At 61.2% G+C, this 12,227-nt stretch carries 9 protein-coding genes and 2 pseudogenes; 6 read left to right on the top strand and 5 right to left on the bottom strand.

What is annotated here, in order from left to right; all coding sequences use genetic code 11:
• Positions 1-18: 18 nt before the first annotated feature.
• Positions 19-1,380 carry an MFS transporter gene (locus tag ABRP28_RS16320; protein ID WP_350001550.1) on the bottom strand — a complete coding sequence of 454 codons (1,362 nt, stop codon included), beginning with the start codon at positions 1,378-1,380 and terminating at the stop codon, positions 19-21.
• A gap of 374 nt (positions 1,381-1,754) precedes the next feature.
• On the opposite strand from ABRP28_RS16320, the gene ABRP28_RS16315 reads away from it, so the two are divergent.
• The 6 genes and pseudogenes from ABRP28_RS16315 to ABRP28_RS16290 all read left to right on the top strand — a co-directional run bounded on the left by ABRP28_RS16315 (position 1,755) and on the right by ABRP28_RS16290 (position 8,053).
• On the top strand, positions 1,755-3,281 hold the full coding sequence (locus tag ABRP28_RS16315; protein ID WP_350001551.1) for an ABC transporter substrate-binding protein: 1,527 nt from the start codon (positions 1,755-1,757) through the stop codon (positions 3,279-3,281).
• A 75-nt stretch (positions 3,282-3,356) separates the two neighbouring features.
• The gene (locus ABRP28_RS16310; protein ID WP_350001553.1) at positions 3,357-4,298 is read left to right on the top strand and encodes an ABC transporter permease; all 942 of its coding nucleotides are present in this window, start codon (positions 3,357-3,359) and stop codon (positions 4,296-4,298) included.
• On the top strand, positions 4,295-6,106 hold the full coding sequence (locus ABRP28_RS16305; protein WP_350001555.1) for a dipeptide/oligopeptide/nickel ABC transporter permease/ATP-binding protein: 1,812 nt from the start codon (positions 4,295-4,297) through the stop codon (positions 6,104-6,106). Before ABRP28_RS16310 ends, ABRP28_RS16305 begins: the two co-directional genes overlap by 4 nt.
• An 8-nt stretch (positions 6,107-6,114) precedes the next feature.
• The gene (locus tag ABRP28_RS16300) at positions 6,115-6,945 is read left to right on the top strand and encodes an ATP-binding cassette domain-containing protein (RefSeq protein WP_374152876.1); all 831 of its coding nucleotides are present in this window, start codon (positions 6,115-6,117) and stop codon (positions 6,943-6,945) included.
• A gap of 106 nt (positions 6,946-7,051) precedes the next feature.
• A pseudogene (locus tag ABRP28_RS16295) lies at positions 7,052-7,213 on the top strand (LacI family DNA-binding transcriptional regulator); the annotation flags it as partial.
• A gap of 63 nt (positions 7,214-7,276) precedes the next feature.
• Positions 7,277-8,053, top strand: coding sequence for a substrate-binding domain-containing protein (locus ABRP28_RS16290; protein ID WP_350001608.1), 777 nt, complete (start codon positions 7,277-7,279; stop codon positions 8,051-8,053).
• A 439-nt stretch (positions 8,054-8,492) separates the two neighbouring features.
• Here ABRP28_RS16290 and ABRP28_RS16285 read toward each other — a convergent pair whose 3' ends face one another.
• The 4 genes and pseudogenes from ABRP28_RS16285 to istA all read right to left on the bottom strand — a co-directional run bounded on the left by ABRP28_RS16285 (position 8,493) and on the right by istA (position 11,956).
• Complete coding sequence (locus tag ABRP28_RS16285) at positions 8,493-8,714, bottom strand: hypothetical protein (protein ID WP_043480981.1); 222 nt, start codon at positions 8,712-8,714, stop codon at positions 8,493-8,495.
• 195 nt (positions 8,715-8,909) lie between these two features.
• Positions 8,910-9,317, bottom strand: coding sequence for a large conductance mechanosensitive channel protein MscL (mscL, locus tag ABRP28_RS16280; RefSeq protein ID WP_090584173.1), 408 nt, complete (start codon positions 9,315-9,317; stop codon positions 8,910-8,912).
• Positions 9,318-9,491: 174 nt separating this feature from the next.
• Positions 9,492-10,283 (bottom strand): annotated as a pseudogene (istB, locus tag ABRP28_RS16275) (IS21-like element helper ATPase IstB); the annotation flags it as partial.
• The gene (gene istA / locus ABRP28_RS16270) at positions 10,280-11,956 is read right to left on the bottom strand and encodes an IS21 family transposase (protein ID WP_350005988.1); all 1,677 of its coding nucleotides are present in this window, start codon (positions 11,954-11,956) and stop codon (positions 10,280-10,282) included. The gene istA and the pseudogene istB, both read right to left, overlap by 4 nt.
• Positions 11,957-12,227: the final 271 nt, after the last annotated feature.

The following is a 12,227-nucleotide window of genomic DNA, read 5'->3' as shown; positions in this document are numbered from 1 at the left end:
CAGGGGCGGGGGCAGGGGTTAGCGGACGGCCTTCACCCGGAGGATGACGAGTCCGCCAAGAATGGTTAAAACGGCGCCGGCGATGTAGAGAAGGGGGTAGTTCTTCTCCATCACTGCGGAGGTCCCAATGGCCAGGATCAGCGATGCAACGATGGGGGCAAGGGCCTGCGGGATGGTCGTGGCGAACTGGGTGATGCTGACGAACCGGCCTGCGTCTGTTTCCCGCTCGGGCAGTACATCCAGCAGAAGGGCCTGATCCACTGCGGAGAAGATCCCGATGCCCAGGTTGGTGAGGAAGGACCCCGCGATCAGGAGGGGCATGTCCGGGGCGAAGGCCATGATGACGGCGCCGAGGGCGAACAGTGCGCCGCCGGCGAGCACGAACGGCTTCCGCCGCTGCAACTTGTCCGAGATGAAACCACTACCGAGGGCGCCACCCATCGTGCCGACGATGCCGACCAGCCCGACGATGGCCACAATGCCACCAACCTCAGTAACAGGCAGGCCCAGCCGGGAAGCAAAGAAGAACGCGGTGTAGGTGGTGTTGAGCGTGAGGCCGAAGTAGAACAGGAACCGCCCCAGCCAGTTCCAGGAGAAGTCCGGGTGACGGCGCGGGTTGAACAGGTATTTCGAGACGACGGTCTTGACCGTGAGGGGCTGGTCAAAGGTATTGCCGCGACTGTCGTCCTCATGCACAAGGATCACAAACAGCATCACCAATACCAGGGCGATGGCGCCGGGGATCAGGAACAGCAGCAAGGACTGGGACGCGAGCGTCCCGCCGATGATAGCGCCGAAGACAGGTGCCGCCATGGAGGCGAAGCCTGTCAGGCCGGCGACCTTGCCGCGCTGGAACTCCGGGAGCTTGTCAGCCTGGATGGTGGTGAGGTTGTTCAGAACCTGGCTGAAGCCGATCTGGGCGACGACCCAGCCGATACCAAGGATAAGGATCGAGGGGGCTGTGCCCATGATGGCCAGGGCCACCAGCCCCAGGAGGGTACCGCCGATCAGCCAGGGACGGCGACGGCCCCAGCGGGTGCGGGTGCGGTCGCTGAGTTGACCGCCCAGGGGGCCAAAGATCAGTGCGGCCACCGAACCTGCACCAAGGATGAAGCCCAGGTACTCCTCGTTGTCAGGAGCCAGGTCCTTGACCCGGATGGCCAGAGAGATGGCGATGGGTGTAACAAAGGCAATGTATGCGCCGAATACAGCCAGGACCAGCAGCAGGATCCACCGGCCACTGACGCGGGGAAGATCCTTACCTGCGTTGTCCGCCCCAAGGGCCGCCTTCAGTTCCTCTGCTTCTACTTCGCTCAGGGCCCCGGCAAGCGGGAAAGCCGAACTGGGGGGAGGTGAGTTGTGAGTGTGGGATTCACTCATGAGGGGGACTCCTTTGTCATGCCGGCGGTATTCAGGGTCAGCATCTCTCAGCCAAGCTGCGAGGTAGCCGTGATCTTCCACGGCCCCTGCCTTTGAAACGTTTCGGCGAAATGTCTTTTCTAAAAGATAGAACCGCAAGTATCACGTGTCAATAGAAATGCGGTTTCGCTGCAGTCGCGGGACGGAAGTCTTACGTCCCTATTTACACCGCCCTGTTTTGCCACTAGCTTAAGTGACGCGTGATACCGTACGCTGCATATCACGTGATACTAGATGTGATGTGGCTCATGCCCGAGTTGCGGTTGTTGGCGCTCGGCTTTTTAGGGCCCTTTCCAACGCCCACGCGTCCTCGCCCCTAGACAAGGAAGTCCTCAGTGCAAAAGATTCTTAGAAAATTCGCAGCGGTAGCAGCCGTTGCGACGACAGCGCTGGCTCTGGCCAGCTGCAGCCCTGGGTCGCAGGCCGGCGGTGAAGAACCCCAGAACCTGACCCTTCATTTGGCTGCTGCTTCCCCACCCGGAAACTTCACGATCGGCAACTGGACCGGCGGGGACGCAACGCTTTTCCTCTCCGTGTATGACACGTTGATCCACCAGACCCTGGACGGGAAACTTGAAGGTGGAGTCGCCGAGAAGTGGGAGTACTCGGACGACAAGAAGACGTTGACCTTGTCAATCAGGGACGGCATGAAGTTCACGGACAGCACCCCGGTTAATGCCGAGGCCGTCGTTGCATCGCTGCAGGCGGCCATGGCCGGGTCATCAACGAAGGCAAACCTGACCTCCATTGCGTCAGTGGAAGCTACGGACAGCTCCACCGTCGAGGTCAGCTTGTCCCGGCCGGATGCGTCTCTTGTTCCGGTGCTGACAAGCGTCGCCGGTGCCGTCGGAGCACCCGCAGTACTCACCGCTGAGAGTTCAAAGCTCGAGCCCGTAGGTTCCGGTGCCTATGTCCTTGACAAGGCAAAGACGACAGCCGGCTCGGTCTACACGCTGACCAAGAACCCGGACCACTGGAACGCAAACGCCTACCCCTATGGGACAGTCGAAACCAAGATCATCGCCGATGCAACGGCCGTGCAGAACGCGATGTTGAGCGGTCAGCTCGACGCAACTTCCGTCTCAAGCGCAGAAGAAGCAAAACAGTATCCTGAAAGCCAGTTCTCGAGCGGCCCCACTCCCCCCGCTGCCGTCGGTGGACTATTCCTCGTCGACCGTGCGGGAACCGTTGTGCCCGCTCTCGCCGATGTCCGCGTACGCAAGGCCATCAACCTGGCTATCGACCGCGAGGCGATTCAGAAGAACCTCATTGGCGCCGAACGTGGCGCGACGAATCAGATGGTCAGCCCCAACGGAGAGACTTTCGACAAGGACCTCCTGGACGCCTACCCGTTTGACGTTGATGAGGCCAAGTCGCTCATGGCGGAGGCAGGATACGCCGACGGATTTGAAGTGACGATGCCGAGCACCCCTATCTCTCTGCGCTTCGAATCCGTGCTCTCCCAGCAACTCGGTGCCATTGGCATTACGGTGAAGTGGGAAACGGTTCCGTTCCAGGACTTCTACGCCAAGGTCCTTGGCCGGTCGTATGGCATGTTCTTCATGTTCAACGGTCTGAGCGGCTCGGACGCGCTGGATCTGAACAATAACCTCACCGGTGTCTTCAATCCGTTCAATGCGACCACACCTGAGCTTGACGCTCTTCGTGCAGCGGCGGACGCCGCCCCTGACGCCGAGCAGGTCAGCAAATTCAAGGAGATCAACAAGTACCTCGTTGAGCAGGCGTTCTATGCACCGATTATCGCCGGTGAGGGTGTCTATGTGGTCAAGAAGGACATCGAATTCACGCCGCCGGTCGCACGGGGACAGAACGTCCTCCCTTTCAATCCTGTTTCCAAATAGTCGGCACGGCTATTAGCTAGAAACTACTGATGCTGTGCGGGGCCCCGCCCCGCACAGCATCACAAGGAGCATTCTGTGATCCCCTTTCTTCTCCGCCGGATCGGCGGCGGACTCGTACTCATCGCCGTCGTCACCGCCATCACGTTTTTTCTGACCTACGGCGCAAACATCCCGGTTGCCCGCAACATCCTCGGCCCGACAGCATCCCCGGAACAGATTGACATCCTCAACCGGCAACTGGGCCTGAACCGTCCCATCCTGGAACAGTATTTCGCCTGGATTACAGGCGTTTTTCAGGGAAATCTGGGCACGTCCTACTACACCAGCGAGCCCGTCGTGCAGGCCTTGGCCAGCCGTCTTCCCGTCACGCTTTCCGTTGTGCTCCTCTCGGCTGCCATCACGTTGGCTATCAGCACCTGGCTGGGCGTCGTTGGCGCCGCTCGAGGCGGCGTTGTTGATGCCATCCTGCAGGCAATCTCGACTGTCACTTTTGTCTTCCCGGCGATCATTCTGGCCATTGCCATGGTCTACGTTTTTGCCATCTCGCTGAAACTGGTTCCGGCCGTAGGTTACACACCGTTCGGGGAGTCACCCGGGCAGTGGTTCGCATCAGTGATTCTGCCGGCGATCATCCTCTCCATCGGGGGCATCGCGGCTCTCGCGGCCCAGATCCGGGGCTCCCTGGTCGACGAACTCAGCAAGGATTACGTTCGCACACTGCGCAGCCGCGGAGTATCAGAAACGTCCATTCTCCTCAAGCACGCCCTGCGCAACGCGTCCGGGCCGGGATTTACCACGTTTTCTCTGCAGTTCATTTCGCTGTTCGGAGCTTCCCTGTTCATCGAGAAGATTTTCGCCCTGCCCGGCTACGGGACCTATGGCTTCAACGCCACCATCCAGTTCGATCTGCCGGCCATGCTCGGAGTCACACTTTTTGGCGTCGGCCTCGTCGTCGTCATGAATCTCGTCATCGATATAGCCAGCGGGTGGCTCAACCCGAAAGTCAGGATGTCATGACCACGCCCTCCATCGACCAGGTCACAGACGTAAGTGCCCTCAACACCGCCAAACGGGCAGGGGCCTTCCGCCGCATCACCAGCACTCCACTCGGGCTATTCTCAGTCATCGTTCTCATCAGCATCGTCATGCTGGGCCTACTGGAACCGGTGCTGCGAGGCCATGATCCGAACACCGCCGACCTTTCAGCCATCAACGCGCCTCCGGGAACCCCGGGCTATCTCCTGGGCGCGGACCAGAACGGCCGAGACATCTGGTCCCGTGTCCTTGTCTCCATCAATGTTTCTGTCACCTCCGCGCTGATCGGCTCCGGCGTCGCGGTGGCCATCGGAAGCATGTTTGGCCTAATCTCCGGTTATATCGGAAAGCGCGTGGATGGCGTGCTGGCGTGGATCTTCAGCCTTCTCATGACATTCCCGGCCCTGATCCTGATCATGGTGCTGCAACCCATCACGGGCGGGACCTACCAGACCATGATGGCGCTCTTTGGCGTCTTCATATCACCTGGCATCTTCTGGCTGGTACGAAACCTCGTCATCGGTGTCAAGAATGAGCTGTACGTCGATGCTGCCAAAGTCTCGGGACTATCGAACCGGAGAATCCTCTCCCGGCACGTGCTGTATGTGGTGCGCGGCCCGATCATCATTTCAGCTGCATTCATGGCCACCGCTGCCATCGGAATTCAGGCCGGCCTCGCCTTCCTCGGCTTCGGCTCAGGACAGGACGCGAACTTCGGGACAATGACCGCCGACGCGTTCCTGAACATCTACAGGGCACCGCTTCAGCTCCTCTGGCCTTCCCTGTTCCTTGCCCTGATGAACGCAGCGCTCGTCCTGCTCGGCAATGCATACCGGGACGCACTCGCTGGGCCGCAGGCGGTCACGCGGCGCCAAAAGAAGAAGCAGGCCGCGACCAAGCTTAAAGTCACCAAGCCTTCTGCAATGAAACCGCAGGCAGCGGAGGCTCCGGCTCCGGCTCATGGGGAGTTGCTTTCGGTGCGCAATCTTCGCGTCTCCTACCCAAATCCGGATGGGACCCGAAAGGAGGTCGTGAAAGGAATCTCCCTCGACATCCATCCCGGCGAGATCGTGGGTCTTGTCGGGGAATCGGGGTCCGGCAAGTCGCAGACCGCTTTCTCAATCCTGGGGCTCCTTCCCAAACAAGCCGAAGTTTCCGCCGACGCGATGAACCTCGCCGGCGATTCACTCCTCCAACAGGATGGGAAGCTGTTGCGGCGCATGCGTGGCAGCGTAATCTCCTACATCCCACAGGAACCGATGTCGAACCTGGACCCGTCTTTCACCATCGGCAACCAACTGGTCGAAGGGCTCAAAGCGTCGATGTCCAAGAAGGAAGCCAAGGCAACAGCACTGGCCCTTTTGGCCCGGGTCGGAATCACCGACCCGGAGCGCACCTTCAATTCCTACCCGCACCAAATATCGGGAGGAATGGCCCAGCGCGTACTCATCGCCGGCGCAGTTGCACCGAGGCCCAAACTGCTGATTGCCGACGAGCCCACCACCGCTCTCGATGTGACCGTGCAGGCGGAAATCCTCGACCTGCTCCGCGATCTTCAGGGTGAGCTTGGCATGGGGGTCCTCCTCGTCACACACAACTTCGGAGTGGTCGCCGACCTCTGCGATCGGGTCCTCGTAATGCGAGACGGTGAAATTGTCGAAGGAGGGGACGTCAGAACCATCTTCCGTAACCCCTCCCACCCCTACACACAGGAACTTATCTCTTCGATCCTGGACGAGGCTACTGTCCGGACCGATCCTGAACTGGCCGGCGCCAAGGAGCAGAAGTGAACCCTTTATTGCAAGTTTCAAATTTGCGGCTGAGCTATCCGGGGCGAGGGTTCCGCTCTGCTGCCCCGGAAGTGCTCCGAGGCGTTTCCCTGGACATAGCCCCTGGCGAGACGCTCGGGCTTGTGGGAGAGTCCGGGTCTGGCAAGACCACCCTTGGGCGGGCGGTGCTCGGTTTGGCCGCCCCCACATCAGGGTCAATCACCTTTGACGGCAACGACATCACGGCAGCCAGCCAGCGAGAACGCAGGAAACTCGCTCGCGATATCCAAGTTGTGTTCCAGGACCCCTACACCTCACTGAACCCTGCACTCCAAATCGCGGACATCCTCTCCGAACCCCTGATCGCTCAGGGGCAAAAGCCAGCCGATGCACGACGATCCGTAACGACCCTCCTCGACCAAGTGGGACTGCCAGCAGATTCGGCTGCCCGCTACCCGCGAGAATTCAGCGGGGGGCAACGGCAGCGCGTAGCCATTGCCCGTGCGCTTGCCTTGCAGCCCCGGCTGATCGTCTGCGACGAGCCTGTCTCAGCCCTAGACCTTACTACCCAGGCCCGGGTCCTGGACCTTCTCATCGAGCTGCAACGGCAAACCGGGGTTGCCTACCTGTTCATCACCCACGACCTCTCCGTCGTGCGCCATATCAGCCACCGGATAGCCGTCATGTACCGCGGTGAGCTGGTCGAGACAGGTCCGACGGCTCAGGTTACCGAGGAACCGGAAAGCGACTACACACGCAGACTTGTGCTGGCCTCACCCACGGCCGACCCCGATCGGCAGCGTGAACGCAGGGAGGCCAGACGAATGCTCAGCTACAGCTCCGCTTCGACAGCGGGATAGCCAACATGTACGGGCGGAGACGTGGGCCTGAGGCAAACTGCATGATGCTATCGGACGTTGAGATCGGAGTATCACGTGTCAAGGGCTTCTATGAGATGATCGATCTGTGGTAGCGGAGACAGCACAGACGCGGCGGCCAACGAGCTTTGATGTCGCCAAGAGGGCCGGCGTGTCCCGAGCCACGGTCAGTCACATCTTGAACGGGCAGGGTTCGCGTTTCCCCGAGGAAACCCGCAACCGCGTCCTAAATGCCGCAACCGAGCTGAAGTACCGGCCATCGCCGGCCGGGAGGGCGCTTGTTACAGGGCGAAGTGACGTTGTTGTGGTCGTCATGCCGAACACAACATTCGGGAGTAACCTTCAGGATCTGGTTGATGAAATCACCAGACTCGCGGACATCCACGGGCTTAGCGTTGTAGTGCGTTTTGCTGGCCGGGACTTTGCCGAGACCCTGGCCGCCGTGATGAACTTCCGCCCCGTTGCGGTTGTGAATCTCGGTGGCCTGAACCAAGAAGACCAAGCAACTCTGGCAACTTCCGGCGTAGTCACCAGCCCCAGCGTTGGATGGACAGCCGGGTCCGGAGCGGACCCGAACTTTCTGATCGGCCAGAAAATGGCCGAAGAGCTACTCCGCGGCGGTTCGCGCCCACTCGTCTACGCCGCCCTGCTGGACCAAAGGACAGACCCTTACGGTCCTGGCCGTTTCGCGGGGCTGGAAGCTGTGGCAGATGCCTACGGGTTGCCGCGGCCGGCACGCATCGAAGTTCCCCTGGACATCGTTGGCGCAACCCTCGCCCTGGCTACCGTCTCCGAAGAGGGATCTTCCCTTGGAGTGGCCTGCTACAACGACGATGTTGCCATCGCTGTGCTGGCTGCAGGACGCACGCTGGGTCTCGAAACGCCACGGGATCTGGCCGTGATGGGCATGGATGCAACCGAAGTCGGCCAACTCGTCTCCCCCCGCCTGACCACAATGGAAGTCGACACTACCGCGCTGATGAGACAGATCGCCGCGGACCTTGAAGCCGTCAGCAAAAATTCTGCTCCCACCCCCATATCCGATGGCGACCAGGATTTCCTGACAGTCATAGAGGGAGAAACCACCTGATCCCGATCCAGGGATGGGGGTGCCGGCTCGCAGGGTTCTGAGTGACAATCCGGCGAACAGGCTTAAGCCCTCGGGGGGCAACAGCCAAGACAACGACGGCATCCAGATGACCGCCGTCGACACCGGCTGCATTACCGGCGAGTGGCTGATTGTGTCAAGTATTTTTGGCCCCAGAGGGGCGATTGAAAGTGGCCCCAGGTTCACGGGACGTTGTTGTGGCTCTCGGGCTCGCGGGACGGTTTTCGCACCGGTTGGCTAAGGGTTCCTGTATCGCCCGGGGAACGGCAGATGCCGGTCGGGGGTATGGAGTCGGGGCGCCGTCGTTGCTAGCATGTCAGATCTCTTGAGTGGGAGAAATCCATTCTGGAATGGAAAAGGTCCGACCTGGCGTGCGCCGGGCCGGACCTTTTCAGTGAGACGCGCTAACAGTCCAGACCCACTACCCGACCTTGCCGGAGAGTGCGACCAGTACACCTGCCGTAGCGAAGTATTTATTGCTTCCCAGATCGCGGATGGTTTTGATTCCCATACCGGCAAGCAGTTCGTCGTGCTTTTCGGTCAGGCCGGCAAGAGTCGAGGGCGGGGCCGACAGGACCTCGTCCAGAGTCGAGTTCTCGTAGGCCTTGTCCAATGCCTTGCCCAATTCAATCGAAACAGCCACTTTTCATGTCCTTTCATCGATGACGGAAAACAAGCACAGCCAGCCTGCGGCTGCACGAACGCCGGGATTTATCCCTGCGCCGCTGGGAGACACGCTATCGGAGCATCGCTCTGCGGAACGTAAGCGTGCCGAAGCGATTGGGCGGCGGTTTAGCCCTGAAAGCGGATTTTGGTGGGTTTGGGTCCGCCGACTTGATTAGGCCCTGCGGTCTTGCCGTAGGGAATCCCGGATTTCCGTGAGCAGGGCAATCTGGGGGTCTTCGGCCGCTTCTTCCTTGACGTCCGGGTTGATGCCGAGGCGCCGGTTGCGGCGCTCGATCATGTGGTTCATGGGCACGACGATGACGAAGTAAATGGCTGCCGCCACGAGCACGAAGTTAACAATTGCTGTGAGCAGGACACCGAATTTAATGTCGTTTCCGTTGAGGGTCACGACGGCGAAGCTATCGAAGTTCGGAGATCCGACCAAGGCCGCGATGAACGGCATGAGAACGCTTTGGACTAGGGCCGTGACTACGGCACCAAAGGCGGCACCAATCACGACGGCGACGGCAAGGTCTACGACGTTGCCCTTCATGATGAAATTCTTGAATCCGGTCAACATAGGGATCAAACTACCCCACGCGGACGCCGTATCGGATACTTTTGGGGAAAGTTTCGTGGTGAGTTATCCAGTGCCTGCCGGCGCCCGTGGCATGAGGTCGGATTCACCTCTGCGGGGACCTCGGGTTCCTGCAGCGGGGTTGTTCGCCTGTTCCGAACTTTTACGCGCGATGCCATGGGCCAGGCGATAGGAGTCGGTGCCGGTTTCGATGATGGTGCCCTTGAAGGTGAGGCGGTCCACGATGGCTGCACAGAGGCGCGGGTCGGTGAAGGTTTTGGTCCAGCCGGAGAATGACTCGTTCGAGGCGATCGCGATGGAATTCATTTCCTCGCGTTCGGTGAGGACCTGGAACAGTAGTTCGGCGCCCCGCCGGTCCAGTTCCATGTAACCAAGCTCGTCGATGCAGAGCAGGTCCACCCGGCCGTACCGGGCGATGGTCTTGGCCAGGACCTTCTCGTCGGCGGCTTCGACAAGTTCGTTTACGAGCCGGGTGGCGAGGGTGTATTTGACTCGGTAGCCCTTCTCTGCGGCGGCGGTGCCGAGTCCGATGAGCAGGTGGGATTTGCCGGTCCCGGAGTCCCCAATCAGGCAGAGGGGTTGTCCTTTGCGGATCCATTCCCCGGTGGCCAGGGTGTGGATGGTGGCGGGGTTGATGTTCGGGTTCGCGTCGAAGTCAAAGTCCCCGAGCCACTTGTCCCGGGGAAAGTTCGCGGCTTTCACGCGCCGGATCGAGGAGCGCCGGTCCCTGTCGTCGCACTCGGCCAGCAGCAATTCGGCCAGGAAGCCTTGGTAGGAGAGTTGTTCCTTCCCCGCGACGGCGAGGGCTTCATCGAGGACTGCCCGGATGGTGGGCAGGCGCAGCCGGCGGCAGGCCTGGTTCACGGCGGCAACCGCTGCCTGTTCGGTCAGGCCTCGCCGCCGGCGCAAGGCCGGGGTGATGGTGGTCGCCGGTGCGGTGGGGCTCATGAGATGTTCTCCTTTGACGCGGTTCCTGCGGGGTGTTCCGAACGTTTGGCCAGCAGCTCGTCATAGGCGCGGACCGACGGCAGGGGCCGGCTATCAGGTGGCAGCCCGGCGATGACGGCGACGGGGTCCATGAGGCGGCGCTGGGTGAGACTGACAACCCGTTGCACCTTCTCTTCAGCATGAACACCGGGATGACGGTCCGAACTGGCCCCACCCCGGCAGGATGTCGTGGCGTGTCTGCGGGCTTCGACCGCGACGACGTCGGCGCTGACCGCGCCCACTACGAGGGCCGCGGTGATGCCTGCGTGGATGTCGCAGGCGTCCATGGACCGGTGGAGGAGCAGGACGTCGATGAGTTCACGGGTCCCGTCGGCGTCGCCGTTGACCCGGCGGGAGGCGGCCCAGAATGCCTCGTGCGCGCTGCTGAACGTCCCGGACTCTCTCGCCCGGGCCAAAGCGGTGGAGCCTGGAAGGGCGCCGGGCTTGGTTTTGAGGACCTCGAGATAGTGGTCCAGCTGGACCGACTGTCCGGACCGGGCGGCGAGCCGCTGATGCCTGGCGACCACGGTGCGGCCATCGAACACCACGACCTCGGACGCCCGCAATGAGACCCGGACTCTCCGGCCGATGAACCGGGCCGGGACGGAATACTTCACCATCCGGACGGTGACCATCGAGGACCTGTCGACCCTCGGGTTCAGCGCCAGACCCGGATCAAATTCCTCTGCCGGCAACCTGGCCAGGAACGGCCGTTCGATCTCGAAGTCCTGGCCTATGGTGCGGATCCTGTCATTGATCCTCCTGTCCTCGTCCTGGGCTTCCCATTTGCGGATCCGGTCGTTGAGCTCGTCCAGGGAGTCAGCAACCGGCATCGGTGAAAGCCGGTTGCGGCGGAACCAGCCCACCTCACCTTCAACGCCGCCCTTTTCGTGGGCCCCGGCGATGCCGGGCTGGCAATAGAAGGGGTCGAAGCCGTAGTGGGAACGGAACAACACCCATCTGTCGTTCTCCCGGCGCTGCCGGCCCTGACCGAACACCACAGCGGTGACAGCACTGGTGAGGTTGTCATAGCGGATGTGTTTAGTCGGGATGCCGCCCAGAACCTTGAAGGCCTCGATGTGCCCTTCAAGGAAGGCCTCCTGGGCCTGGGTCGGGTAGATCCGATGGATGGCCCTGCCCGAATGCGATAACCGGAAAATGAACAGGTGACACTTCGTCTTCACCCCGTTCAGCACGACATAGACCTCGCCGAAGTCCACCTCAGCCTCAGCACCCGGAGCGTGTTCCTGAGGAACGAACACCTCAACCCGGCGGCCGGCCTCCACATCAATCTGGGCCCGACGGACCCTTACGTAATCACGGACCGTCGAATACGACAGCTCCTGCGCTCCGTGCTCTTCTATGAGCCGGGCCAAAATCCTGCGTGCAGTACGGCGCTGCTTCCGCGGCGCCGTCGTGTCCTCGATCAGCATCGCATCGATCGCGCCCTTAAAAGGCTCCAGCCTCCAGGACACGCCTTGCCTCTGTTTACGCTCCGGAGGGGCAGCCGAATCCAGTGCCTGCCTTACCGTTCGCCTGTGAACCCCGTACCGGACCGCCAACGCACGAACCGACAGGCCCTCAACCCGGGCGTCCCTTCGAATCCGCGCGAACAACTCCACTCTCGACTCCATCCAGACCAGCCTTCCGCCGCATCCATCCAGTGATGAATCCAACGTTGAAGGTGGGGCCACAAATAACCGCCACAGGTGCCCGGCGAGTCATGAAGGGGGGCCAGAAATAACCGTCCTGCCGGGGCCATATAAACCTGTCACAGCCAAGTGGCCGCACTTCACCAAAGTCCGGCTGATGGAGGAAGGCTTCCACGCGCCCCGGGACCTGGTGGACGGGTGGCACGGGTCTACGATCCGATCGTGATGGGTGAGAACGGCGAGGACCCACCAA

Source organism: Pseudarthrobacter sp. WHRI 8279 (assembly GCF_040224115.2).
Lineage (GTDB): Bacteria > Actinomycetota > Actinomycetes > Actinomycetales > Micrococcaceae > Arthrobacter.
The sequence above is the reverse complement of the archived record's forward strand: the minus strand, read 5'-3'. Positions and strand labels throughout refer to the sequence as shown.

Coding starts and splice junctions, on each gene's coding strand:
- ABRP28_RS16320 (WP_350001550.1), bottom strand. CDS start 1,380: ATGAGTGAATCCCACACTCACAACTCACCTCCCCCCAGTTCGGCTTTC.
- ABRP28_RS16305 (WP_350001555.1), top strand. CDS start 4,295: ATGACCACGCCCTCCATCGACCAGGTCACAGACGTAAGTGCCCTCAAC.
- ABRP28_RS16290 (WP_350001608.1), top strand. CDS start 7,277: ATGCCGAACACAACATTCGGGAGTAACCTTCAGGATCTGGTTGATGAA.
- mscL (WP_090584173.1), bottom strand. CDS start 9,317: ATGTTGACCGGATTCAAGAATTTCATCATGAAGGGCAACGTCGTAGAC.
- istA (WP_350005988.1), bottom strand. CDS start 11,956: ATGGAGTCGAGAGTGGAGTTGTTCGCGCGGATTCGAAGGGACGCCCGG.